This window comes from Microbacterium sp. SA39 (genome assembly GCF_000967865.1).
Lineage (GTDB): Bacteria > Actinomycetota > Actinomycetes > Actinomycetales > Microbacteriaceae > Microbacterium.
Map to the genome: position 1 here is coordinate 103,748 of NZ_JXRU01000032.1, position 23,481 is coordinate 127,228.

Genomic DNA, 23,481 nt, shown 5'->3' on the forward strand with positions numbered 1-23,481 from the left:
CTCAGACCTTCCGCAGCCGAAGGATCCGAGCGCTCTCCGTCAGGGGCCCGCTGTCGATGCGGAGCGTCGACGTGTCCGCGTCCCAGTCATGGAGCCACGCGGCGAGGCCCGTCGGGAAGATCGTCTCCACGGACACCTCGTCCCCGCGCAGTGACGGCACCGTCAGCTCGGCACTCGACGCGTTCCTGTTCCAGACGAAGACGAGCACCTCGTCGTCGGTCTCGGTCGCAAGGGCCACGGTCGCGGCGTCCCAGGCAGGAAGCCCCAACGGCCAGGAGGGAAGCGCCGCGGTGTGGTGCCGGATGAGCTCGGGATAGAGCGCCGTCGCCTCGCGGACGAGGGAGCGCTGGCCGTCATCGAGTCGATCGAGATTTCCTGAGAGATAGAGGCGGCCGGAAAGGCCGGTGACCAGGGTGAACGCGATCTGCTCATCGGTCCATTCCGACTGCGGGTAGGCCCAGTTGCCGGCCATCTCCGGCGGCATCGTCATCGGAGCGCTGGCCGCGATCGCGGGGTAGAGCCGGTAGTCCTGCTGGTCCGACGTGGACTGCAGGTCGTAGCGCGCGAGAGTCGCGGCATCCATCCGCTGGGCGCCCGACGAACAGGCCTCGATGACGATCTCCGGGTAGCGCGCGCGCAGGTCCTCGACCCAGGCGAGCAGTGCACGCGTGTGCTCGAGGAGCGCGCGTCCGGGACTCTTGACCGCATCGCCGGGGCCGGCACCCGGTGTCACGTTGTAGTCCCACTTGAAGTAGCCCGCCCCGTACTCCTCGACGAGGCGCGCGAACACGCCGTCGAGGTGTTCCCGGGCGGCGCTGCTGCGCAGATCGAGGAAGTAGCGGTCGTGTTCGACGATGCGCACGCCATCACGGTGCATGAACGCGTCCTCGGGGAGCGTGCTCGCGACGGGGGAGCGGACGCCGATGACTTCGGGTTCGACCCATAGCCCCGGGACCATACCGGAAGCCCGGATGTGGTCGAGGAGGCTCTTGAGCCCGAGCGGGCGGAATCGCACGTTCGACGGCTCCCAGGCGCCCACGCTCGGCCACCAGTCGCCGTCGTCGTCGTACCAACCGGCATCTATGCAGAAGTACTCGGCTCCCACGGATGCCGCGGCGTCGATGAGCGGGAGCAGTCGCTCGGTCGTCGGGTCGCCCATCAGCGCGTTCATGTAGTCGTTGAAGACCAGGCCCCGATGGCGGGGGGACGCGCTCAGCAGATGCGAGTGCCTGCGGTGCGTCGTGAGTGCGGATGCCGCACCGTCCAGACCGTTCTCCGCGGCCGCCACCGTCACCGGGACCGTGGTGAACTCGTCGCCGGGCTCGAGCCAGAGCGACCAGGCGTGGTCGATGTCGGTCGGACCGAGGAGGGCGAGCGCGAGCGCCTCGCGCTCATCGAAGAGCGTGTCCACCTCCCACCGCCACGGGCCGTTGTTCTCCACCTCCCACGCGAGCGCGCGCCCCGACTCGCGGTTCACGAGAGCGGCGGTGGGAAGGAACTCGCCGGTCGGCCAGGTCGAGTGTCCGGCCCGGGCGATCGTGCCCCGGGCGAAATGACCGTGCACGGGGGCGTTGATGTCAGCGAGACCTGCGGATCCGGAGAGAGCGGTGGGGAACCACCGGCTCTCGGCGCACCATTCGCTCTGCGCGCTCCACAGGTCCACCTCGGCGATCGATCCGAGGTGGGACGTCAGGCCGATGAGCGTGGCGCTCGTCACCTGCTGGATGCAGAGTCGTGCGGCGCCCGTGTGCGTGACGGTGGTAGTGATCCGGTACGCGTCCGCGTCTCCGAAGCGAGAGATCCGGGTCCGCGTGCGGAGCCCGGTCTTCTCGTCCTCCTGATCGATGATGAGCCGGGCGCCCCTCTCGTCTTCCGCGAACTCGTGGGAGACGTGCCGCAGACGGTCGCCCACTGTCGTGCGAAGGGCCCGGGTGTTGTTCAGCCCGCGGCCCTCGCCGAGGACGAGGAGTTCAACAATGCCCGGCCGAGCGCGCTGCGTTGCACGCCGGGGTTCTGCGGCGTCGACGGCAGCCGCGAAGGACACCATCACGGGCAGGTCCTCGGAGGCGGTCACGCGCAGAGGGAACGCGGCGCCGCCCCAGGTGAAATCGATCATGGGTGTGAGTGTCCTCCGGGAAGATGGCCGTCACCTGTGTCATGTGACTAACGCTTATCATTTCGATGCCGGCGTGACTCGTCAACCCTCACGGGAATACTGGTGCCACTGCGGTTCACCCAAAAAAACGGCTGACCTGGAGTTAAGTCGAACTAACGGAGGTCCCGTTCGAGCCGATCGCGAATCGGAGCACGTAACACGCCTTGACGTCGACCGTTGCGTCACACTAGGAATAACAAAGGTTCATCATCGAACCGGCACGATTTTCAACGAAGAAATCAGAGAGGGACGCGCAATGAAGAAGTCCATCGGATCGGCCGCGGGGATCGCCGCTCTCGCGCTCATGCTGGCGGGGTGCTCCGGCTCATCGGCAGGCGACGACAAGACGATCGAGCTCTGGACGTCCTGGACCGAGGGCGAAGCCACGGCCACGGCGCTCGAGCCGCTCATCGAGGAGTGGGCGGAGGAGAACGGGTACACGGTGAACCAGTCGAACTTCACGTATGACCAGATCCGCGAGAAGCTCATCGCCTCCGCAGCAGGCGGCAACCTGCCGGACGTCGTCTGGGGCCTGCCGGAATACGTCGGTGAGTTCGGCAAGCTGGGCATCCTCGCTGACGTCTCCGATGCCTGGGGTGGCTGGGAGGACGCGTCCGATGTGAGTGATGCGGTGCGCGAGTCCATGACGGTGGACGGTCAGATCGTGGGCTTCCCCTACGAGACGACCGCGCGTGCCTACCTCGTGCACGACGAGCTCCTCGGCAAGGCGGGCGTCGAGGTCCCCGAGACCTGGGACGACGTGCTCGCCGTGGGCTCGAGCGTGGAGGACGCGACGGGAAGCTCGTTCTACGGGTTGACCGGCGCCGGCGTGCGCGAACCGCAGGAGCTGCTGGTGTACCTCGCACAGTACGGCCTCTCGATCGCCGAGGAGCAGGAGGGCGGCGGCTACCGCAACACCTGGAACGACGACCCGAAGCAGCTGGCTGACGCGACGAAGGTCTTCCAGTACTACATCGATCTGCTCGACAGCGGAGCCGTGAACCCCAACTCCCCGACCTACGGCTGGGAGGACACCGACGAGAACTTCGCCACGGGTCTCACCGCCAGCTTCGTGACGGGCAACTGGCTGGCCGAGAGGGAGAAGACCAACGCCGACACGATGGCGGACGTCAGCATCCATCCGATCCCGTCCCCGGCCGACGGCGAGCCGTCGACGTACATCGAGTCCAAGCCGATCTTCGTGATGGCCGGCTCCGACAGTCTCGAGGCGTCCACCGAACTCGCCGAGCAGTTCGCGAGCGAGGACTGGCAGTCGGCGGCGTTCGCCGACCGCTCGGCCCTGAGCACAGTGACCACGGACACCAAGTGGAACAAGGACTTCGCCGCCCTCATCGACACCGGCGTGACGTACCCGCCGATCTCCCTGGGTGAGGTAACCCAGCACATGATCGACGCGGTCGCGATGGTGCTGCAGAGCGGCGACTCCGCCGAGGAAGCGGCGATCTGGCTCAGCGACTCGGTGAACCAGGCGCTGGAGAACTCCGGCGACGCCGGCGGCGAGTGAACGTCTGACGGCGGAGGGAGTACTCGATGAGCATCGGCGAGAAGTCCGATACGGCGACGGCGAGCGGAGGATCGCGACGTCGCGCGAACCTGCGGTTCACGATCCTCGCGCTGAGCCCGGCGTGGCTGTTCCTCGCCGTGCTCATCGGGTACCCCCTGTTCAAGGTCCTGACCGACGCCTTCCAGAAGGCGCACCTGGTCAATCCATCTGTCGGAGGATTCGTCGGCGTCGACAACTTCGACAAGGTGATCGCGGATCCGCATTTCTTCCCCGCCGTCGGTAACACGGTCGCGTGGACCGTGGGTTCCGTGATCGGAGAGTTCGTGATCGGGCTCGCGGCGGCGGTGCTGCTCAACCGCAGACTTCGCGGGCAGGGATTCTTCCGCGTCATCACGTTCATCCCTTGGCTCGTGCCGATCATCGTCGCCGGCATGACGTGGGAGTGGATGCTCAATCCGGACTTCGGGATCGTCAACGCGATGCTCACCGGCTCGGGTCTGGTCGACAGCCCGATCAACTTCCTGGGCGACCCGGCGTGGGCCATGCCGACCGTGATCTTCGTGAACGTCTGGCGCAGCTTCCCCTATTACACGATCTCGTTCCTCGCTGCGATGCAGGCGATCCCGGACGAGCTCTATGAGGCGGCCAGGCTCGATGGTGCCAGTGCCTGGCGGTGCTTCTGGAGCGTCACGATGCCCCAGCTGCGCAGCGTCTCGCTGATCATCGTGTTCATCCACCTCATCTGGACGGCGGTGAACTTCGACTTCATCTGGGTGATGACCCAGGGAGGACCGAACTACGCGACCATGACGCTCCCGATCCTCATCTACCGGTACTCCTTGCAGCAGTTCGATGTCGGAGCGGCCTCGGCTCTCTCGACGCTGATGCTCATCGGCACGTCGCTCATCTTCGTCGTCTACTACCGCTTCCGCCGCAAGCTGAGCGAAGAGATCGTGGGTTGATACCGATGTCGCACATCACTCGTCGCCGTCTCGGCAATGCCGTCTCGTATGTTCTGCTCGTACTCCTGGCCGTCTACACGCTCTTCCCGTTCGTCTGGATGCTGATCTCGTCGCTCAAGCCGCGCGAGGAGATCCGGGTCCGCACTCCCTCGTTCTGGATCGATGCACCGACGCTGGACAACTTCGTCAGCGTCCTGGGAAAGAATCACTTCCTGCAGTACGTGGGGAACAGTCTCGTCGTGTCACTCGCTGCCTGCGCACTGTCTCTGACGATCTCGCTGTTCGCGGGGTACATCTTCAGCCGCCGCTACCGCAGCCGCGTTGTGCAGGGCACCAACTTCGTCATGCTCGTCTCCCAGATGATCCCGGGCGTGCTGCTCCTGGTCCCGCTCTACATCACGATGCGCAATCTGCAGCTGCTCGACACCCAGTGGTCGCTGATCCTCGCTTACACGACGTTCGTGATTCCGCTGAGCACGTTCATGCTCGCCAGCGCCTACGACAGCATCCCGATGTCGCTCGAAGAGGCCGCGGAGATCGATGGCGCCGGCAGGCTTCGGACCCTGGTCAGCGTCGTGCTGCCCGTCATGGTCCCGAGCATCGTGTCGGTCGGACTGTACGCATTCATCACGGCGTGGAACGAGTTCATGTTCGGCTACATCTTCATCTCGTCCGACTCCATGCGCACGATCACGCCCGCGCTGATGCTCTTCAAGGGAGCGAACTCGATCGACTGGGGCGGCCTCATGGCGGGATCGGTCATCGCCGTGCTGCCCGTCGCACTGATCTTCCTCTTCCTTCAGCGCTTCTTCATCGCCGGTCTGATGAGTGGGGCGGTCAAGGGATGAGGGCGACACGGCGCGCATCGATGCTCGAGATCGCGCGAGCCACGGACCCTAGACTGCTCACGTGAACGGGTTCCCGCAGCGGCCGACGCTCGCCGATGTCGCGGCGGAGGCAGGAGTGTCCACCGTCACGGTTTCGCGCGTCGTCGAGGGGTCCGACAAGGTGGCGCCGAAGACGCGCGACCGCGTTCAGCAGGCGATGTCGCGTATCGGCTACTTCGGCAACGCTGCCGCCAGCAACCTCGTGTCGGGCCGTGCATCCACCATCGGGATCATCACCTCGAACACCGCCGACTACGGGTACGCCGCCACGATCCGAGGCATCGAGGCGAGCGCCCGGGAGCACGACATGGCCGTGCTCATCGCCGTCATCGAGGGAACCTCAGATGCCGACATCCGCAAGGCCGTGGGGACAGTCGCCTCCCACGCCGTTGCGGGAGTAATCGTGATCGATTTCGACTCCGCCGGGCACACCATCCTTCCCGCCCTCCCCGCCTACCTTCCGGTCGTCTCCACGAACTCTCCGAGCGAGGACATCGGCGGCGGGCGCCCGTACGTGTCGATGGACGAGTACGAGGGTGGGGCGATGATGGCGGAGCACCTCATCGCGGAGGGGCATCGCTCGATCTTCATCCTCGCTCCGCCCGACAAGCGGCCGGTGGAGCGACGCTCGCTCGGGATCCTCGATGCGCTGACGGCGGCTCGGCTGCCGCACTATCCGGTGGTGCGATGTGCTGACTGGCAGCCCCGGTCCGGGTACGACGGTGCGCTGGAGCTGCTCGAGCAATACGGGGAGCAGGTCACGGCGATCGCATGCGGAAACGACGAGATCGCGCTGGGAGCGATTCGAGCCGTGCTCGATCGCGGACTGCGTGTTCCGGAGGACATCTCCATCACCGGCTTCGACGACCATCCGCTCGCAGCCTTCGCCGTGCCCCCGCTCACGACGATCCGCCAGGACTTCACCTCACTCGGGAGGCTGTCCTTCACTCTTCTGGATGCTCTCATCGCGGGCAGCGAACCGCACGGCGACCAGCGGATCGCGCCGGAGCTGATCGTTCGGGGGTCCGTCGCCGCCCCGAACTCCGCGCGAGGGCTCGCGATCCGCTGACAGCAGCTTTCCCGCGCTGTGACGTCGTGTGACGGCACGATTCCGCGCGCGCGGGCGTCCCTGCCTAACGTATTCGAGTCCCCCAAGAGAGGAACCCTTCCCATGTCACGTCGTACCACGTCCGTCATCGCCGCGCTCGCCGCGGTCCCGCTCTTCGTCGTGCTCGCCGGATGCGCCACCGCATCGTCCGACGCCGGCTCCGACGGCGGTGGATCCACCGAGAACGAGGTCGTCAAGATCGGCATCGTCGGCAAGGGCGACGCGCAGTGGGAGCCGTTCGTCGCGGCAGCCGCCGAGGAGAACATCACGGTCGAGCTCGTCGACTTCGGCTCCTACGAGCAGCCGAACCCGGCGCTCACCGAGGGCGAGGTCGACCTCAACCAGTTCCAGCACATCGTGTATCTCGCGCAGTACAACGTGGCGTCGGGCTCCGACCTGACACCGATCGGGTCGACCGCGATCTACCCGCTCGGCCTCTACTCCACGAAGTACGACGACGTGGACGACATCAAGGAAGGCGAGACGGTCGCCGTTCCCGACGACGCATCGAACCAGGCGCGTGCGCTGCTCGTGCTCCAATCGGCCGGTCTCGTCGAACTCAAGAGCGGCGGCACCATCTTCTCGGATATCGCCGACGTCGACACCGAGAAGTCGAAGGTCAAAGTTCAGGCGCTGGAGGCTTCGCTGACGCCCACCTCGCTGCCCGATGTGGCGGCTGCCGTCATCAACAACGACTTCGTCGCGGACGCGGGTCTGTCGTTCGAGGACGCGATCGCGCAGGACGACCCGGAGGACCCGAACGCCCTGCCCTACGTCAACATCTTCGCGTCGCGGGCAGAGGATGCCGACAACGAGACGTACCTCAAGCTCGTCGAGATCTTCCAGACGAACGAGGACGTGCAGGCGGGGCTGGCCGAGTCGTCGGGCGACACGTCCGTCTCTCTCGAGGTGCCGGTGGAGGACCTCGTCGACTCGCTGGCGAAGGTCGAGAAGGACACCGAAGCAAGCAAGTGAGCACGGGCGGGAGCGATCCCGCCTGATGCGAGAGAATCGGGTGACGCGTGTGCGTCACCCGATTCTCATTCCCCCGAGAGAACCAGACCGGAGCAGCACATGCCGATCGTGAGCCTGACCAACGTGTCGAAGGCCTACCCTTCGCGGAACCCCGGAGACGGTGACATCGTCGCCGTCGACGACGTGACACTCGAGATCGAGAAGGGCGACGTCTTCGGCATCATCGGCTACTCCGGTGCCGGCAAATCGACGCTCGTGCGCCTGATCAACGCGCTGGAGCCGGCCACGGCGGGCAGCATCCTGGTCGACGGCGTCGACATCACGTCTCTCAAGGAGAGCGAGCTGCGCCGTATGCGCGGCGGGATCGGCATGATCTTCCAGCAGTTCAACCTGTTCTCCTCGCGCAGCGTCAAGGCGAACATCGCCTACCCGCTGACCCTCGCCGGGTGGAAGAAGGCCGACATCGAGGCGCGGGTCACCGAGCTGCTGTCGTTCGTCGGCCTGTCCGACAAGGCGAAGGCCTACCCCGAGCAGCTCTCCGGCGGCCAGAAGCAGCGCGTCGGCATCGCTCGCGCTCTCGCCACAGGGCCGGCGATCCTGCTCGCCGACGAGGCGACCAGCGCGCTCGACCCGCAGACCACGCACGAGGTGCTCGACCTGCTCCAGCGCGTCAATAGCGAGCAGGGCGTCACGATCGTCGTCATCACGCACGAGATGGACGTCATCCAGACGATCGCGACCAAGGTGGCCGTGATGGAACGCGGCCGGGTCATCGAGCAGGGCGACGTCTTCGACGTGTTCTCCGCGCCGCAGAGCCCGGCATCGCAGCGGTTCGTCGGCACGGTCGTCAAGGGCATCCCGTCTCCGTCGGAGCTCGCGGTGCTCCGCGAGCGTCACCAGGGCCGCATCGTCACGTTCTCGTTCCGGGACGGCGACTCGTCGCAGGCGCAGGTGTTCCTCGACCTGGCCGGCGCCGGTCTCGACTTCGAGCTCGTGTTCGGCGGCATCAACGATATCCGCGGACGCGCCTTCGGGCACCTCACGCTCGCCATCCGCGGTGAGAGCGCCGCGATCGACCGCGCGTTGGCGGCCATCGCGGAACGCGTCGAAGTCACCGAGATCGCCGGAGAGGAGGCACGCTGATGGATCGTCTGATCGAACTGGGCCCGGAGTTCTGGCAAGCCGCCCTCGAGACCCTCTACATGACGTCGTTCGCGCTCGTCCTCGGTGGAGTGCTGGGCCTCATCATCGGCATCATCCTGTACGTGACGCGGCCGGGTGGACTCGTGCAGAACGCGTTCGTCTCGACGATCGCGAACCTCGCGGTCAACTTCTTCCGCCCGATCCCGTTCGTGATCTTCATGGCCGTCGCGCAGCCGTTCGCGCGCGCCGTCGTCGGCGTCGGCATCGGCACGACCGCGGGCGCGTTCATCATCGGCCTCGCGGCGGCGTTCGCCATCGGACGCATCGTCGAGCAGCATCTGGTGTCGGTGTCACCCGGAGTGATCGAGGCCGCACGGTCGATGGGTGCCGGCCCCTGGCGCATCCTCTTCACCGTGGCGATCCCGGAATCGCTCGGGCCGCTCATCCTCGGGTACACGTTCATCGTCGTCGCCCTGATCGACATGACGGCGATGGCCGGTCTCATCGGCGGCGGCGGCCTCGGTGCGTTCGCGCAGATCTACGGCTTCCGCCAGTTCGAGCCCGTTGTGATGTGGGCCGCCATCGTGCTGATCGTCGTGTTCGTGCACCTCGTGCAGCTGGTCGGCACCAAGCTCGCCCGCAAGATCATGCGGCGCTGAGTCCATGACGATGGATGTGCGCGTCAGCGCGGAGATGACCGAGGTGTCGAACGCCGTGCTCGCCGGGCGCGACGTCGAGGTCTACGACGCCATGATGGACGGCACCGGTCGGCTTCTCGACCTGGTCGAGGTCGGGGTCGAGGGGGCAGGCGGCGCCTATCTGCTCTGGTCCGAGATCTGCGATCGCTGGGAGCTCGCGGACGGGCCGGAGGCCGTGGCAGCCGTCCCCGCCGAGGCGCGGGAGGTGGCGAGAGAGTGGCTGGAGATCGACCGTTCCCTAACGCATGAGGTCGAGACATTCTTTGGTCGACGGCTATCGCGCGTCGATGGCAGCGCGAGCGGTGGCCTCGTCGGTCACCATGATGTCGACCAGGCCTGAACGCAGGGCCGCGATCACCGCCCGCGTCTTGCCCTCGCCGCCCCCGAGTGCGATCTTCAACGGCACACGCCTCAGCTGTTCGGAGCTGATGCCGATCAGCCGTCTGTCCAGGCTGCGGACCTCTTGCCCGTCGGCGTCCAGCAGGGTCGTCCCGAACTCGGCGACCACTCCCTGAGCCTGCAGTGTATCGATCTCACCAAGTTCTTCGAGTTGCGAGGCGAGCAGCGAGCTGTCCGGCCACCCGCCTACCGTGAGCACGGCCTTGTCGACCCGGTCCATACGGCTCAGCGCTTTCCGGACGTCCGGCTCGCCGGTGATCGCCGTCCACGACCTCTCGTTCGTGGCGAGAAACGGCGCGTGGAGCGCGAACATGCGTCCTTTGGCGACGCTGCTGAGACGCATGATGGCGCTGAGGTGCTCTTCCGGTTCGGCCGCAGCGCCTCCTGTCAGCTGCACCACATCGCAGTGCGCGGTGCTTTCGAGTCTTTCGCAGCTCTGCAGTATCGTCCGGCCGGGGCCGAGCCCCACGATGTCGTCTTCGTCGATGAGGTCGGCGAGCAGGTGGGCGGCGGCCGTCGAGATGATCGTTCGCACGTGCACGTCGTCCTGCGTCGGCGACACCACCACGATCGCGACGTTCAGTCCATACGCCGCCGCCAGCGCCTGCGACAGCTGCGGGTCGATGGGATCCGGCAGGCGCGGAGTGATTTCGATCAGCCCGTCATCGCGAGCACGTTTGATCATCCGGCCGACCATGAATCTCGACACCCCGAGCTCCTCGGCCAGGTCGACGGTGGAACGGTCGTATCCGAGATGCTGGATCGCAGCGTATGCGTACACCATCTTGGAGACCATAGGCAGCTCTCTGCTCACTCGAGCATCGTAGCTGCTCCGTGGAGCACGAAAAATAGTCTGTCTCCTGTTCCGCACCGCGCAGTATCCCTGCTGCGAGGTGCTTCATGGTCCGAAGGAGTACTGATGAACAATCACGTTCGCCGCCTGCATCGCGGCAGTAGAGCAGCGGTCGGTCTCGCCGCACTGATGGCCGCGTCCGTGCTGGCGGGATGCACGACGAGCTCGAGTCCGGACACCTCCAGCGACGTCGAGAGCTTCGACTGGAAGAACTACGAGGGCGAGGAGCTCAACCTGCTGATGAGCGAGCACCCGGTGTCCGCGGCGATCAAAGAGAATCTCCCCGACTTCGAGGAGAAGACCGGCATCTCGGTGAACCTCGAGACGCTGAGCGAATCCGACTACATGGTGAAGATCCTCACTGAACTGCAGTCCGGTTCGGGCAACTACGACGCATTCATGACATCTCAGCCCATGAACTACCAGTACGCCGCAGCCGGCTGGATCGAGGACCTGCAGCCGTGGGTCGACGACGCGAAGCAGACTGCGCCTGATTACGACTTCGACGACTTCTTCCCCGCATTGATCGAGGCGCAACGATGGGACACGACCGACTTCGGCGGTGCCGGAGAAGGCGGACTATGGGCGATCCCGGCGAACGAAGAAGGCTACGCGCTCTTCTACCGCAAGGACATCCTCGAGGCCAACAGCGTCGAGGTCCCGCAGACGATCGACGAGCTCATCGCCGCAGCGAAGAAGCTGGACGGTACGGAGTTCGAGGGCAAGACCATCAACGGGTTCGTCAGCCGGGGCGACAAGACCTTCCCCACCCTGAACCCGTTCTCGACCTTCGCCGGCGCCTACGGCGTCAAGGACATCACCGATGGCAAGGCGACCGTCAACTCGCCAGAGGGCGTCGAGGCTGTCAGCAAGTGGGTCGAGCTCATGCAGACCGGCCCGCAGGCGGCCAGCACCTACACGTGGTACGAGGCGCAGCAGGACTTCCTGGCCGGTACATCGGCCTTCTACATCGACGCGGATCACATGGCGCCCGACTTCGAGAAGGAGGGAAGCGCCATCGCAGGCAAGGTCGGATACGCGCTTCCTCCCGAGGGGCCCGAGGGTCGTTCCTCGAGCCTGTGGGTCTGGTCCCTGGGCATGAACGCCGCATCCGAGCACAAGGGTGCCGCCTGGCAGTTCATCCAGTGGGCGACGTCGAAGGAACTGCTGACGACCGCGATAAGCAACGGCAACATGAACCCCACGCGCGTTTCGGTCGCCGACAGCCCCGAGATGGCGGCGGCCACCGAGGGATGGGGCGACTACAACACGGTGTGGAAGGAAATCCTCGCGGATCACGCGTCCTGGCCGTACGCGCCGTCGTCCACCTGGACCGAGGTCGGTGACATCTGGGCCACGGCCATCCAGTCGGCCATCCTCGAGCAGGCCTCCGTCGAGGAAGCGCTCGACGACGCAGCCGCCAAGATCGACGCCGCGATCGAGTGATCTCGTCCGGCCGGTGCATCACGGTGCATCGGCCGGACCACACGTGGAAGGAGCCTGACCTCGTGAAACACAAGTCTTATCTGCCCTATCTGCTCGTGCTTCCGGCCCTCGCCGTGCTGGTGGCTGTCCTCTACCCGTTCCTGACCGGCGCATGGTGGTCGTTCACCTCATACCGACTCAATCGAGGCGGCCCCGAATTCAACTGGGGAAAGAACTACGTCTCCCTGTTCACGACGGGGGAGGGACTGCATGCGGTCGGGATCACCCTCCTGTACGCCGTCGTCGTCGTCGTCATCGAATGCGTGGTGGGCGTGGCCCTCGCGATGCTGCTCAACTACGGCCGGTACGGGAACGTCTTCCGCCTCCTCATCGTGCTGCCGCTCCTCCTGCCTCCCGTGGTCGCCGCGCTCATGTGGAAGGTGATGCTCACCGAGAACGGCATCGTCAACTGGCTGCTCGAGTCGGCGGGGCAGCCCAAGATGCTGTGGCTGAACGGACCGGACAGCGCCCTGCTCTCGGTCATCCTCATCGATGTCTGGATCTTCACGCCGTTCGTGGTGCTGCTGGCCCAGGCGGGGCTCAAGAGCGTGCCCAAGGAGCTGACCGAGGCGTCGGCCGTCGACGGTGCGGGTCCCATCAGGAACTTCATCTCGGTGACGCTGCCCATGCTGCTGCCGGTGCTCATCGTCATCATCGCGTTCCGAGGAATCGACTCCCTGAAGATGTTCGACATCATCTACACCACGACCAAGGGAGGGCCGGTGGATGCCACGACGAACCTGCACGTGCTCGCCTATCTCGATGGCATTCGCAACCTCAACTTCGGCATGGCGATGGCCTCGCTGATCGTGCTGTGGCTGCTCTGCAACGTGCTCTCGTCCTTCCTGCTGAAGGCGCGGCGCAGGGAGGTGATGGCATGAGTTCGACACTCCTCGACCGCACCCGGATCGTCCGTCGGCGGCGGCGCACGAAGGCTCTGAAGCACGGAGGGGCGATCACGGCGCTCACCGCCTGGACGATCTTCGCTCTGGCGCCGATCGTCTGGATCGTGATGATGTCTCTGAAGAAGCCGGAAGACATCGTCGCGTATCCGCCTACGCTCGCGTTCGTGCCGATCCTCGACAACTACGCGCAGGTCCTCAGCGGCTCCGCGTTCATGACGCCGTTCGTCAATTCGCTCATCGTGACAGCCGGATCGCTGCTGCTCACGCTTGCGATCGGCCTCCCGACCGCATACGCCCTGGCGCGCTTCCGTTTCAAAGGACGCGAGAACATCGCCTTCGGCATCCTGTCGATGCGGTTCGCGCCCGAACTGCTGATCATCCTGCCGCTCTACCTCATCTTCCAGCAGACGGGGCTCTACGACTCCTACCTGGGACTGATCCTCGCGTACCAGCTGGTCACGCTTCCGATGCTGGTGTGGATGCTCCGCTCGTTCATCGAGGATCTTCCGCCCGAGCTTGAAGAGGCGGTCGCGGTCGACGGAGGCAACCGCTGGACGGCCTTCCGGCACGTGCTGTTCCGCCTGATCGCGCCCGGACTGGGGGCGAGCCTCATGCTGTCGTTCATCTGGGCGTGGAACAGCTATACGTTGCCGCTGGTACTGGCCGGCAAGAACACGCAGGTCATCACGACAGGCATCCAGCAGTACATCTCCTACCAGTCGATCGACTGGGGCCCGATGGCTGCGGCGACTGTGATCTCCCTCATCCCTGGCATCATCTTCGCCCTCTTCTCCCTTCGCTGGATCGTCGGTGGGCTCACCGCCGGAACCGTCAAGGGCTGATCACCGTATGGCATTCGAAAGGAACACTTCCATGCCCATTCCCACGACCATGCTCGCGAGCGTGCTCACCCGCACAGAGACCATCGAACTCGAACGACGCGACGTCCCCAGCCCGCAGCGAGGCGAGGTGCTCGTGAAGGTGACCGCGATCGGCGTCTGCGGATCAGACACCCACTTTTACGAGACGGGAGTCATCGGCGACATCGTCGTCGAAGGTCCGATCGTCCTCGGACATGAGACCGCCGGAGAGATCGTCGCGGTCGGCGAGGGCGTGGACCCGAGTCGCGTCGGTGCGCGGGTGGCGTTGGAGCCGCAGACGCCGTGTCGACGTTGCCGCTACTGCAAAGAGGGGAGTTACCACCTCTGCCGTGAGATCCGCTTCTACGGCGCCTGGCCGATCGACGGCTCCTTCGTCGAGTACGCCATCGTCGACGACGACTTCGCGCACGAGATCCCCGACTCCATGACCGATGAGCAGGCAGCCCTCGTCGAGCCGGTCTCCGTGGCTGTGCACGCGGCCAGGCGTGCGGGGATCACCGCCGGAGCGAAGGTGCTCATCACAGGCGCAGGCCCGATCGGCGTCCTGAACGCGCAAGTCGCGAAGGCATTCGGTGCGACGGAGGTCGTCATCAGCGATCCGATCGTGCATCGGCGGGAGTTCGCGCTCGCGCGCGGCGTCGATGTCGCGCTCGATCCGGCCGACAGCGATCTGTCGACCTACGATCAGCACTTCGACGTGTATATCGATGCTTCCGGCAACGGACGCGCTATCAAGTCGGCGTTCGACGCGATCCGACCAGGCGGTTCCGCTGTGCTCGTCGGCATGGGCGGCCATCACCTCGAGGTGCCGATCGCTCTGCTCCAGCATCGCGAGATCACGCTCACCGGAACCTTCCGGTACGTGAACACCTGGCCGGTGGGCATCGATCTCATCGCCAGCGGGAAGGTCGACACCGACGGCATCGTGACCGGGAGATTCGGACTCGACGGCGTGGAGGAGGCTCTCATGAAGGCGAAGACCGACCCGGCCGCCATCAAGACGATGGTGATCCCGGCGCTCACGCACGCCGCGGCGGAGTAGGGGTACGGGTGGCGCGGGACCTCGGCGTCGAATGGACCGTCGGCGACCTGCTGTTCGACATGGACGGCACTCTGATCGACTCGATCGCGGCCGTGGAGGACGCATGGCGCGAGTGGGCGGTGCTCGAAGCCGTGAGCATCCCGGTCCATCACGCGTTCCACGGTCGACGGGCTGCCGATCTCGTCTCGTCTCTCCTGCCCGCTGGTCGCGTCGAAGCGGGCGTTGAAAGGCTCCGAGAGATCGAGCAATCCCCGCGGGTACCGGTGCCTGCTCTCCCCGGCGCGATCGAACTGCTGTCGTCACTCCCCGCGGAGGGCTGGGGGGTCGTCACGTCTGCCTCGCGGCCCGTCGCGTTCGCGCGTCTGGCAGCGGGAGGAATCCCCGCGCCGCATCGCCTCGTCTCCGGCGACGACGTGGTGCGGGGGAAGCCCCACCCGGAGCCCTTCCGCTCGGCGCGCCGGCCTGACCCGGAATCCGCGCCGGCCGTCGCCTTCGAGGACACCGTCGCAGGTCTGAGGTCCGCGCGAGCAGCGGGATGTCGGACTGTGGGCGTCATGGGAACGGTCCCCGCGACGGATCTCGCAGCGCATGCGGACCTGGTCGTGAGGTCCTTGGCAGATGTCTCCGTGGTCTCCGCGGAAGGGCGGGTCGTCCGTATCCGAATGCGACCTTTCAGTGCGGCGCCTCCGCCAGCATCCGTCGGGTCGTGAACACGCGATCCTCGCCGCTCAGCGGGTCGACGAAACGCAGTTCCCGCGCGAGCAGCTGCAGCGGACGGGCGTAGTCGTCCGGCCCGTCGTCGAGCAACTCGGGATAGAACCGGTCGTTCAGGATGCCGAGGCCGATGGCGGCGAGATGCACGCGCAACTGGTGCATCTTGCCGCTGTGCGGTCGCAGCAGCGTGTGCACGACGCGCTCGTCAGCGCCGAGCAGCTCGATGGCGGTCTCGGCGTTCGGCTCGCGCATATCGTCGACCTGCACGCGCAGCTGTCCGCGCGGCTTCTCGATGTGATTCCGGTACACGAGAGGGAAGCGGGTGTCGTCCCAATCCGCCGGGCGGGCGGAGACCGCCTCGTACACCTTCTGCACCTCACGGTTCTCGAAGAGCAGCTGATACGCGCCCCGGGTCGCCGGGCGCGCAGAGAACATCAGCAGGCCCGCCGTCGCGCGGTCGAGCCGGTGGATCGGCGCGAGATCAGGGTTCCCGAGGCGGTTGCGCAGGCGCACCAGCGCAGAGTTCTGCAGGAATTTCCCGCCCGGCGTCGTCGGCAGGAAATGCGGCTTGTCGACGACGACGAGATGGTCATCCTGGTGCAGGATCTCCTCGGTGAACGGGATCGCCTGCTCCGTCGGCGGCTCGCGGTAGTACCAGACGAACTCCTCGGAGCCGAGCGGCGCATCGCGCGCGACCGGCGACCCGTCGCGCGTCACGATCTCACCCCTGTCGAACCGCTGCAGCAGCCACTCCGGATCGAGGTGGAAGAAGCGTTCCACCATGTACGCGGACACCGTCGGCCATGCACCGGTCAGCGGCACATGCAGCCGAGTCGCACCCACACCGTCGCGCATGGGGAGGGGAGAGGGCATACCCATCAGACGGATGCCGTCATCAGTCGAAGCTCAGACTCAGCTTGCGCAACAGTCCGGCGAGTCGGTCGCGGTCGCCGCGCGAAAGACCGCGCAGCAGCTCCGCCTCGACGTCGACGAGCCGCGTGATCGCGGCATCCACCCGCGTGCGCCCGTCTTCGGTGAGCGTGACGAGCACGCTGCGCCCGTCGCCCGGGTCGGCCTCGCGGCGTACCAGTCGCCGCGCGACGAGCCGGTCGATGCGGTTCGTCATGGTGCCGCTCGAGACCAGGGTCTGCTGGAGGAGCTGCTTGGGGGAGAGCTGGAACGGCGTTCCTGCCCGCCGGAGCGCGGAGAGCACATCCCACTCCCACGGCTCCAGGTCGCTGCGCCGGAACACGTCGCGGCGGGCCCGGTCGAGGTGTCGGGAAAGCCGGTCCATCCGAGACAGCACCTCGAGCGGAGAGAAGTCGAGGTCGGGCCGCTGCGTGTTCCACGCACCGACGATCCGGTCGACCTCATCCTCATCGCTCATCCGCTCATTATCTCGTGCCGACCTCGGCCGCGTCGGACGCGACGGATGCCGCGGGCAGCGCCAGCGTCATGAACGTGCTCAGCGGGTCGGGGCGGTAGCGGCCGAACGGACCGCACTCGGTGAAACCCGCGCTCGCATACAGTGCGCGGGCCGGGGCGAAGAAGTCCATGCTCCCGGTCTCCAGCGACACCCGACGGATGCCGCGCGCCGCAGCATCCGCGAGCAGGAAGTCGAGCATGGTGCGGCCGAGCCCTCGCCCGCGCATCGCGGGGTCCGTCCGCATGGACTTGACCTCCTCGTGCTCCTCGTCGACGGAAGCCAGCGCGCCGGTGGCGACCGGACGGCCCTCGGTGAAGGCTGCGAAGAGCCTCACACCGGGGACGAGAAGGCGGTCGAACGGCAGTGCGTGGCGGCTCTCCGGCGGAGCGGTGTCCTCCATGTCGGCGTGGTGCGCTTCCAGGAAGGCGGCGAGTGCGGGGCGGGCGGTCACGACCTGTTCGATGATGATGCTCATGCCCTCAGCATTCCAAAGACGTGTTTCCCAGGGATGACGGTGCCCGACGTCAGCAGAGATCTCACGCGCGGGCATGGCAGACTTGACGGGCGGCGTCCTCGAGGACGCCGCGGTCCGCCGTGGTGTAATGGCAGCACGACAGCCTTTGGAGCTGTTAGGTCTAGGTTCGAGTCCTGGCGGCGGAGCATGACAGGTAACCTCGCGATCATCATTCTCGCCGCTGGACAGGGCACGCGCATGAAGTCGCGCCTTCCCAAGGTGCTGCATCCGATCGGCGGCCGCCCACTCGTGGGCCACGTACTGACCACCGCGGCGCGCCTCGAGGCGCAGCACATCGAGGTCGTGGTGCGTCACGAGCGCGACCAGGTCGTGGCGGCGCTCTCCGAGGAGTATCCCGCCGCCGTGTTCATCGACCAGGACGAGGTCCCCGGCACGGGGCGCGCCGTGCAGGTCGCGATCGATGCGCTACCCGACGACTTCGAGGGTGACGTGCTCGTGCTCTCCGGCGACTGCCCGCTCGCTGATGTCGACACGCTCTCCGCCTTCCTGGACGAGCACCGCGCGTCCGGCGCCCCCGCCACGCTGATGACGGCCGTGGTGGAGGACCCCCGCGGATACGGCCGCGTCATCCGCGACGCCGACGGCGGGGTGGACCGCATCGTCGAGCAGAAGGACGCCAGCGACGACGAAGCGGCCGTCCGCGAGATCAACGCCGGCATGTACGCGTTCCGGGCTTCGACGCTGCGCAGGTATCTCCCAGAGGTGGGCGTGGACAACGCGCAGGGCGAGATGTATCTCACCGACGTTCCGGGGCTGCTGCGTCGTGACGGAGACCGCGTGGCGGCATCCGTCGTCTCCGATGTCACGGTGACGTTCGGCGTGAACGACCGCGCGCAGCTCGCCGAGGTCGGACGCCTGCTGAACGCACGCATCGTCCGTCGCTGGCAGCTCGAGGGAGTCACCGTGATCGATCCCGCCACGACCTGGATCGACGACGACGCGACACTCGCGCCGGATGTGACGATCCTTCCGAACTCGCACATCCTCGGCGCGACCACGATCGCCGCGGGTGCCACAGTCGGCCCGGACACGACCCTCGTGAACTGCGAGGTGGGGGAGGATGCGATCGTCCGCCGAAGCGATGCCACACTCTCGGTGATCGGGGCGGGCGCCACCGTCGGGCCCTTCTCCTACCTGCGCGCGAACACAGTGCTCGGTGCCAAGGGCAAGATCGGCGCCTACGTCGAGACCAAGAACGCCGAGATCGGCGAGGGCAGCAAGGTGCCGCACCTCTCGTATGTCGGCGATGCGACGATCGGACGCGGCGTCAACCTCGGTGCGAGCACCATCACCGCCAACTACGACGACGTGAACAAGCACCGCACCGAGATCGGCGACGAGGTTCACACGGGGTCGCACACGGTCCTCGTCGCGCCCGTTAGGCTGGGTGCTGGTGCGAAGACCGGTGCAGGCGCCGTCGTCCGCAAGGATGTCCCCGCCGGCGCCCTGGCCATGACCGTCGCCCCTCAGCGCAACATCGAGGGATGGGTCGAGAAGAACAGAGCAGGCACGGGTGCGGCGGATGCTGCTTCCCGGGAGAATTCGGCGGAATAGGCGGACATGGCGCGCAAGAAGAAGATCGTCGACCTGGATCGTGACAACGGCATCGCGCCCGGCCTCGTCGCGAAGACCAAGAAGCGCCTGGTCATCGCCGGCGGGCGTTCGCATCCCGCGCTGACCGCGGCCGTCGCGGAGTCCCTCGGGACCGAGATCGCGCCGACCGAGCATCGTACCTTCGCCTCGGGTGAGATCTACGCGCGGTTCGAGGTCTCGATCCGAGGCTGCGACCTCTTCCTGTTCCAGACGTTCGGCGAGCCGGTGAACGAGTGGCTCATGGAGACGCTCATCATGATCGACGCCGCCAAGCGTGCGTCGGCGAAGCGCATCACCGTCGTCGCCCCGTACTATCCCTATTCGCGTCAGGACAAGAAGGGCCGCGGCCGCGAGCCGATCAGCGCCCGTCTCGTCGCCGACCTGCTGAAGACCGCAGGGGCCGACCGCGTGATGAGCGTCGATCTTCACGCCGCGCAGATCCAGGGGTTCTTCGACGGTCCCGTCGACCACCTGTTCGCGAAGCCGGTGCTGCTCGAGCACTTCCAGCGCACCCTCAGCCCCGCCGACCGTGAGATCCTCACCGTCGTCTCGCCCGACATGGGCCGCGTGCGCGTGGCCGACACCTGGTCGGACAGCCTCGGCGCCCCGCTCGCGATCATCCACAAGCGGCGCGACCCGAAGGTCGCCAATCAGGTCTCCGTGCACGAGATCGTCGGCACCGTCGAAGGACGCACCTGCCTGCTCGTCGACGACATGATCGACACGGGTGGCACGATCGTGAAGGCCGCGCAGGCACTCAAGGCGGCCGGAGCGCACCGCGTCATCGTGGCGGCCACGCACGCGATCTTCAGCGACCCGGCGCACGAGCGCCTGCAGGACGAGTCGATCGACGAGGTCGTCGTCACCGACACGATCCCGCTCACCGAATCTCGCCGGTGGGATCGGCTCACGATCCTGCCGATCGCGCCGCTGCTCGCCCGCGCGGTGCACGAGGTCTTCGAAGACGGTTCGGTTACGAGCATGTTCGGCGGCGACGCGTAATCCAGCGCGACGGCACAGCCCGTGCATAGGCCTTTTCCCTACGTTCGATTCAGCGGCATACAGTCGCGTGACACCGAGCCGGGAGGACCATCATGATCCGCACGACCGTACCGACCTCTGTCCACAAGGGAGCCGCCCTCATCGGCGTCGCGGGACTCCTCGTCCTCGCCGGCTGCTCCAGCACCCCTGACACCGCCGACGAGCCGACGAACAACGCCGACGGCGGCGCGGACTCCGAAGCCAGCGGCGGCGGTTCGGCTGCCACGTACGAAGACGGCACCTACACCGCCGACGGCCAGTACCAGACCCCCGAGACGGTCGAGAAGATCTCGGTCACGCTCACACTCGCCGATGGCGTCGTGACCGACGTCGAGGTGACCGGTGACCCGCAGGCTCCAGAGTCCGAGCGGTACCAGGGCGAGTTCATCGACGGTATCGGCGACGTCGTCGAGGGCAAGCCGATCGACGAGCTCGACGTCTCGCGCGTCGCTGGGTCGTCGCTCACCAGCGGCGGCTTCAACGAGGCCGTCGAAGCCATCAAGGAAGAGGCCGCCGCGTAGGCGCCGACGGCTTCTGTCATGGCGAGCTGGCGCTTCGACGCGATCGGAACGCACTGGGAGATCGAGTCCTCGGCCGTGCTGGACGAGCAGGATCGAGCGGCCGTCGTCGTCGAGATCGAGCGCTTCGACCGCGACTGGTCGCGATTCCGGACCGACTCGGGTGTCGCTCGTCTCGGGCGTGACGGGGGAGCGCTGCTCTCTCCCGATGCGCAGCCGATGCTCGACGCCTACCGTGACCTCTCCGCAGCGACTGACGGTGCGGTGAACCCGCTCGTCGCCGACAGCCTCGCCGCCCTCGGATACGACGCCGACTACTCACTCAGGGCGGGTGATCCGGTGCGGGCCCCTGCCGCCTGGGAGGACCGCGTGTCGTGGACGGATGCCGGGGTGACGGCATCCGTTCCCGCGCTTCTCGACGTCGGGGCACTGGGGAAGGGGCGCCTGGTCGACCGAGTCGTCGCCGTGCTGGCGGAGACGCCGGGCGACCTCGTCGTCGACGCCGGTGGCGACATGCGCGTGCGCGGTACGCCGGTGCGTGTGGCGCTCGAGCATCCGTACGATGCGGCCAAGGCCGTCGGGGTGGTGAGCGTGCAGGACGGCGCGCTGTGCGCCTCCGCCGTCAATCGCCGAGCCTGGGGGAACGGCCTGCATCACGTGCTCGACGCGCGCACCGGCATCCCCGTGCGCACGTGGGCCGCGACCTGGGCGCTCGCGCCCGACGCGATGAGAGCGGATGCCGTCGCGACCGCTCTCTTCTTCGACGGCGGCCCCGCACTCGCGGAGCAGTGGGGCGTCGAGTGGGTGCGCATGTCCACTGACGGTCGCGCGCAGCGGTCGCCCGGCTGCCCGGCCGAGCTGTTCGTCTCAGGGAGCGGGCGCGGATCGCGCCCCGCTGCACAGAACTAGGGAAGAGTGGAACACGTGATCACGTCTCTCGCTGCCGCGCGCCAACGGGTGCTCGCCGTTCTCGGCTCGTTGTCGATGTACCGTCTGGTCCTGTTCGCCCTCGCAGCGCTCGCCGTCATCGCGTTCGTGCTCTCGCTCGCCGGGGTGATCGTCTCGCCGACGCCGCTGGAGCTGGTCGCCTCGTTCGTCGTGCTCGCGGTGGTGATCTCCGCCGTGGATGCCGCGGCGCAGCGCATCCTGCGCCTGCCCTGGCGCATCGAGTCGTCGCTGGTCACCGCGCTGATCCTGCTGTTCGTGCTCCGCCCCGGCGTCGAGCCTTCTGCGCTGATCGGTCTCGCCATCGCCGGAGCCCTCGCGAGCCTGTCGAAGTACCTGATCGCGTGGCGTGGGCGGCACATCCTCAACCCGGCGGCGTTCGGCGCCGCCGTGGTGTCGATCCTGGGGGCCTTCGGTGCGTTCGAATGGCTCGGCACCTCTTCCTCGTGGTGGATCGGCACGCCGTCGATGGCCCTCCCGGTCGCGATCCTCGGCCTCGCCGTGCTGTGGCGCACCGAGAAGGTGCGGGTCGTGCTGGTGTTCCTGGTCGTCGCGGTCGCGGTGTCGATCGTGCGGCAGGCCGTGCAGGCGCAGGAGTTCGACATCTCGTTCGACTTACTGACCGCGCTGCAGTTCGCCGTGCTGCAGTCCCCGTTGCTCTTCCTCGGCGCCTTCATGGTGTCGGAACCGCTGACGCTCCCTCCGCGCCGCCGCCAGCAGTTCGCGGTGGCCGCCGTGGTCGGTGTGCTCGCCGGATGGCCGATCTCCGTGGCCGGGCTCTTCACCCTCGGGCAGGAGCGCGCCCTGCTGATCGGAAACCTGCTGGCCTTCGCCTTCGCGCTGCGCGGATCGGTCCGCCTGGTGCTCGAGCGGCGCGAGTTCGTGACGCCGACCGCCCAGGAGCTGACCTTCCGCGCGAAGGGGAAGGTGAAGTTCCTTCCCGGTCAGTACCTGGAGCTCGACGTGCCGCATCACCGGCCGGATGCCCGGGGCACGCGGCGCGAGTTCAGCATCGTCTCCGCGCCGGCCGATCTGCCGACGCTGCGCATCGCGTACAAGAACGGTGACCAGAAGCATCCGTCGAGTTACAAGCGCGCTCTCGCAGAGGCCGAGCCCGGCGTGACTCTCGCGGTCACCGGGACGTGGGGTGACTTCATCCTTCCTCGGGGTGACGCTCCCGTGCTGATGGTGGCCGCCGGTATCGGTGTGACCCCCTTCGTCTCCCAGCTGCGTCAGCTGCAGGCGACGGGGCAGCAGCGCGACGTCGTGCTCGTGTACGTGGCATCCGATGCCGGTGAACTCGCGTTCCGCGACGAGCTCGCGGCGACCGGGGTGCGCACCGTGGTGTTCACCCGAGACGAACCCGCGGACCTGCCCGCCCACTGGAGCTGGGCGCAGGGCGCGAGACTCGACGCCGAGACCCTGGAACAGGTCGTCGCCGACCTCGGCAGCCGCCACGCGTACATCTCCGGGCCGCCGCGGCTGATCGCCGATCTCGCTCCTGCGCTGCAGAAGGCGCGCAGCCTGACCACCGACGCGTTCGCCGGGTACTGACGCCCGCGGCGGGCCGTGCGAAACGCTCGCGACGTTCGTTCATTCCGTCGGGCGATTTCGTGTTCGTCGGGTCGTTCCGGGGCGACTCGCCGGAATGTGCTGCACCGCTCCCGACAGAATGACTCGTGAGGTGCCGT

The 23,481-nt window shown here is 66.9% G+C and carries 23 protein-coding genes and 1 tRNA gene; 19 read left to right on the top strand and 5 right to left on the bottom strand.

Going from position 1 to position 23,481, the window contains the following annotated elements; genetic code table 11:
- Position 1: 1 nt before the first annotated feature.
- Positions 2-2,116, bottom strand: a complete 2,115-nt coding sequence (locus RS85_RS08195; RefSeq protein WP_046012946.1) for a glycoside hydrolase family 36 protein — start codon at positions 2,114-2,116, stop codon at positions 2-4.
- Between the two features lie 295 nt (positions 2,117-2,411).
- Here RS85_RS08195 and RS85_RS08200 point away from each other — a divergent pair, with 295 nt between their 5' ends.
- From RS85_RS08200 to RS85_RS08235, 8 genes are all read left to right on the top strand, one after another.
- A complete protein-coding gene (locus RS85_RS08200) occupies positions 2,412-3,680 on the top strand; it encodes an ABC transporter substrate-binding protein (protein ID WP_046012947.1) in 1,269 nt (422 codons plus the stop codon).
- 26 nt (positions 3,681-3,706) lie between these two features.
- Positions 3,707-4,642: a carbohydrate ABC transporter permease gene (locus RS85_RS08205; RefSeq protein ID WP_046012948.1), complete on the top strand. Its 936-nt coding sequence runs from the start codon at positions 3,707-3,709 to the stop codon at positions 4,640-4,642.
- A gap of 5 nt (positions 4,643-4,647) precedes the next feature.
- Positions 4,648-5,490 carry a carbohydrate ABC transporter permease gene (locus tag RS85_RS08210; RefSeq protein ID WP_046012949.1) on the top strand — a complete coding sequence of 281 codons (843 nt, stop codon included), beginning with the start codon at positions 4,648-4,650 and terminating at the stop codon, positions 5,488-5,490.
- A 61-nt stretch (positions 5,491-5,551) separates the two neighbouring features.
- Positions 5,552-6,598 (top strand): LacI family DNA-binding transcriptional regulator, encoded by a 1,047-nt coding sequence (locus RS85_RS08215; RefSeq protein WP_046012950.1) that lies wholly within the window; start codon positions 5,552-5,554, stop codon positions 6,596-6,598.
- A gap of 102 nt (positions 6,599-6,700) precedes the next feature.
- Entirely contained in the window at positions 6,701-7,612 is a 912-nt protein-coding gene (locus RS85_RS08220) for a MetQ/NlpA family ABC transporter substrate-binding protein (RefSeq protein ID WP_046012951.1), read from the top strand.
- A gap of 99 nt (positions 7,613-7,711) precedes the next feature.
- Positions 7,712-8,755 carry a methionine ABC transporter ATP-binding protein gene (locus RS85_RS08225; RefSeq protein ID WP_046012952.1) on the top strand — a complete coding sequence of 348 codons (1,044 nt, stop codon included), beginning with the start codon at positions 7,712-7,714 and terminating at the stop codon, positions 8,753-8,755.
- Positions 8,755-9,414: a methionine ABC transporter permease gene (locus RS85_RS08230; protein WP_046012953.1), complete on the top strand. Its 660-nt coding sequence runs from the start codon at positions 8,755-8,757 to the stop codon at positions 9,412-9,414. The genes RS85_RS08225 and RS85_RS08230 overlap by 1 nt, the downstream gene beginning before the upstream one ends.
- 4 nt (positions 9,415-9,418) lie before the next feature.
- On the top strand, positions 9,419-9,793 hold the full coding sequence (locus RS85_RS08235; RefSeq protein ID WP_046012954.1) for a hypothetical protein: 375 nt from the start codon (positions 9,419-9,421) through the stop codon (positions 9,791-9,793).
- On the opposite strand, the gene RS85_RS08240 is transcribed toward RS85_RS08235, so the two are convergent.
- A complete protein-coding gene (locus tag RS85_RS08240) occupies positions 9,728-10,636 on the bottom strand; it encodes a sugar-binding transcriptional regulator (RefSeq protein ID WP_160298616.1) in 909 nt (302 codons plus the stop codon). The genes RS85_RS08235 and RS85_RS08240 overlap by 66 nt on opposite strands.
- Before the next feature lie 135 nt (positions 10,637-10,771).
- On the opposite strand from RS85_RS08240, the gene RS85_RS08245 reads away from it, so the two are divergent.
- From RS85_RS08245 to RS85_RS08265, 5 genes are all read left to right on the top strand, one after another.
- Positions 10,772-12,151 carry an ABC transporter substrate-binding protein gene (locus RS85_RS08245; protein ID WP_052703486.1) on the top strand — a complete coding sequence of 460 codons (1,380 nt, stop codon included), beginning with the start codon at positions 10,772-10,774 and terminating at the stop codon, positions 12,149-12,151.
- 62 nt (positions 12,152-12,213) lie between these two features.
- On the top strand, positions 12,214-13,071 hold the full coding sequence (locus RS85_RS08250; protein ID WP_152642367.1) for a carbohydrate ABC transporter permease: 858 nt from the start codon (positions 12,214-12,216) through the stop codon (positions 13,069-13,071).
- Positions 13,068-13,937: a carbohydrate ABC transporter permease gene (locus tag RS85_RS08255; protein WP_052703488.1), complete on the top strand. Its 870-nt coding sequence runs from the start codon at positions 13,068-13,070 to the stop codon at positions 13,935-13,937. Before RS85_RS08250 ends, RS85_RS08255 begins: the two co-directional genes overlap by 4 nt.
- A gap of 31 nt (positions 13,938-13,968) precedes the next feature.
- Positions 13,969-15,018 (top strand): NAD(P)-dependent alcohol dehydrogenase, encoded by a 1,050-nt coding sequence (locus RS85_RS08260; RefSeq protein ID WP_046012956.1) that lies wholly within the window; start codon positions 13,969-13,971, stop codon positions 15,016-15,018.
- Between the two features lie 8 nt (positions 15,019-15,026).
- Positions 15,027-15,728: an HAD-IA family hydrolase gene (locus RS85_RS08265; protein ID WP_052703489.1), complete on the top strand. Its 702-nt coding sequence runs from the start codon at positions 15,027-15,029 to the stop codon at positions 15,726-15,728.
- Here RS85_RS08265 and RS85_RS08270 read toward each other — a convergent pair.
- From RS85_RS08270 to RS85_RS08280, 3 genes are read right to left on the bottom strand one after another with little or no spacing between them, the layout of a single operon-like run.
- On the bottom strand, positions 15,691-16,605 hold the full coding sequence (locus RS85_RS08270; RefSeq protein ID WP_200894809.1) for a pseudouridine synthase: 915 nt from the start codon (positions 16,603-16,605) through the stop codon (positions 15,691-15,693). The genes RS85_RS08265 and RS85_RS08270 overlap by 38 nt on opposite strands.
- Positions 16,606-16,627: 22 nt before the next feature.
- On the bottom strand, positions 16,628-17,119 hold the full coding sequence (locus RS85_RS08275) for a MarR family winged helix-turn-helix transcriptional regulator (protein ID WP_046012958.1): 492 nt from the start codon (positions 17,117-17,119) through the stop codon (positions 16,628-16,630).
- Positions 17,120-17,126: 7 nt separating this feature from the next.
- The gene (locus RS85_RS08280) at positions 17,127-17,633 is read right to left on the bottom strand and encodes a GNAT family N-acetyltransferase (protein WP_082087542.1); all 507 of its coding nucleotides are present in this window, start codon (positions 17,631-17,633) and stop codon (positions 17,127-17,129) included.
- A gap of 113 nt (positions 17,634-17,746) precedes the next feature.
- Between RS85_RS08280 and RS85_RS08285 the strand changes: the two genes are divergently transcribed.
- From RS85_RS08285 to RS85_RS08310, 6 genes are all read left to right on the top strand, one after another.
- A tRNA-Gln gene (locus RS85_RS08285) sits at positions 17,747-17,818 on the top strand.
- A gap of 1 nt (position 17,819) precedes the next feature.
- The gene (glmU, locus tag RS85_RS08290; RefSeq protein WP_046013065.1) at positions 17,820-19,247 is read left to right on the top strand and encodes a bifunctional UDP-N-acetylglucosamine diphosphorylase/glucosamine-1-phosphate N-acetyltransferase GlmU; all 1,428 of its coding nucleotides are present in this window, start codon (positions 17,820-17,822) and stop codon (positions 19,245-19,247) included.
- 6 nt (positions 19,248-19,253) lie between these two features.
- Complete coding sequence (locus RS85_RS08295) at positions 19,254-20,288, top strand: ribose-phosphate diphosphokinase (RefSeq protein WP_046012959.1); 1,035 nt, start codon at positions 19,254-19,256, stop codon at positions 20,286-20,288.
- A 92-nt stretch (positions 20,289-20,380) separates the two neighbouring features.
- Complete coding sequence (locus RS85_RS08300; RefSeq protein ID WP_046012960.1) at positions 20,381-20,848, top strand: FMN-binding protein; 468 nt, start codon at positions 20,381-20,383, stop codon at positions 20,846-20,848.
- An 18-nt stretch (positions 20,849-20,866) separates the two neighbouring features.
- The gene (locus RS85_RS08305; RefSeq protein WP_046012961.1) at positions 20,867-21,754 is read left to right on the top strand and encodes an FAD:protein FMN transferase; all 888 of its coding nucleotides are present in this window, start codon (positions 20,867-20,869) and stop codon (positions 21,752-21,754) included.
- 15 nt (positions 21,755-21,769) lie between these two features.
- Positions 21,770-23,344 carry an FAD-dependent oxidoreductase gene (locus RS85_RS08310; RefSeq protein WP_046012962.1) on the top strand — a complete coding sequence of 525 codons (1,575 nt, stop codon included), beginning with the start codon at positions 21,770-21,772 and terminating at the stop codon, positions 23,342-23,344.
- Positions 23,345-23,481: the final 137 nt, after the last annotated feature.

Bases quoted from the DNA above. Each gene is read 5' to 3' on its own strand.
- RS85_RS08195 (WP_046012946.1), bottom strand. From the start codon at position 2,116: ATGATCGATTTCACCTGGGGCGGCGCCGCGTTCCCTCTGCGCGTGACC.
- RS85_RS08200 (WP_046012947.1), top strand. From the start codon at position 2,412: ATGAAGAAGTCCATCGGATCGGCCGCGGGGATCGCCGCTCTCGCGCTC.
- RS85_RS08205 (WP_046012948.1), top strand. From the start codon at position 3,707: ATGAGCATCGGCGAGAAGTCCGATACGGCGACGGCGAGCGGAGGATCG.
- RS85_RS08210 (WP_046012949.1), top strand. From the start codon at position 4,648: ATGTCGCACATCACTCGTCGCCGTCTCGGCAATGCCGTCTCGTATGTT.
- RS85_RS08220 (WP_046012951.1), top strand. From the start codon at position 6,701: ATGTCACGTCGTACCACGTCCGTCATCGCCGCGCTCGCCGCGGTCCCG.
- RS85_RS08225 (WP_046012952.1), top strand. From the start codon at position 7,712: ATGCCGATCGTGAGCCTGACCAACGTGTCGAAGGCCTACCCTTCGCGG.
- RS85_RS08230 (WP_046012953.1), top strand. From the start codon at position 8,755: ATGGATCGTCTGATCGAACTGGGCCCGGAGTTCTGGCAAGCCGCCCTC.
- RS85_RS08235 (WP_046012954.1), top strand. From the start codon at position 9,419: ATGACGATGGATGTGCGCGTCAGCGCGGAGATGACCGAGGTGTCGAAC.
- RS85_RS08240 (WP_160298616.1), bottom strand. From the start codon at position 10,636: ATGGTGTACGCATACGCTGCGATCCAGCATCTCGGATACGACCGTTCC.
- RS85_RS08245 (WP_052703486.1), top strand. From the start codon at position 10,772: ATGAACAATCACGTTCGCCGCCTGCATCGCGGCAGTAGAGCAGCGGTC.
- RS85_RS08255 (WP_052703488.1), top strand. From the start codon at position 13,068: ATGAGTTCGACACTCCTCGACCGCACCCGGATCGTCCGTCGGCGGCGG.
- RS85_RS08260 (WP_046012956.1), top strand. From the start codon at position 13,969: ATGCCCATTCCCACGACCATGCTCGCGAGCGTGCTCACCCGCACAGAG.
- RS85_RS08270 (WP_200894809.1), bottom strand. From the start codon at position 16,605: ATGCCCTCTCCCCTCCCCATGCGCGACGGTGTGGGTGCGACTCGGCTG.
- RS85_RS08275 (WP_046012958.1), bottom strand. From the start codon at position 17,119: ATGAGCGATGAGGATGAGGTCGACCGGATCGTCGGTGCGTGGAACACG.
- RS85_RS08280 (WP_082087542.1), bottom strand. From the start codon at position 17,633: ATGAGCATCATCATCGAACAGGTCGTGACCGCCCGCCCCGCACTCGCC.
- glmU (WP_046013065.1), top strand. From the start codon at position 17,820: ATGACAGGTAACCTCGCGATCATCATTCTCGCCGCTGGACAGGGCACG.
- RS85_RS08295 (WP_046012959.1), top strand. From the start codon at position 19,254: ATGGCGCGCAAGAAGAAGATCGTCGACCTGGATCGTGACAACGGCATC.
- RS85_RS08300 (WP_046012960.1), top strand. From the start codon at position 20,381: ATGATCCGCACGACCGTACCGACCTCTGTCCACAAGGGAGCCGCCCTC.
- RS85_RS08305 (WP_046012961.1), top strand. From the start codon at position 20,867: ATGGCGAGCTGGCGCTTCGACGCGATCGGAACGCACTGGGAGATCGAG.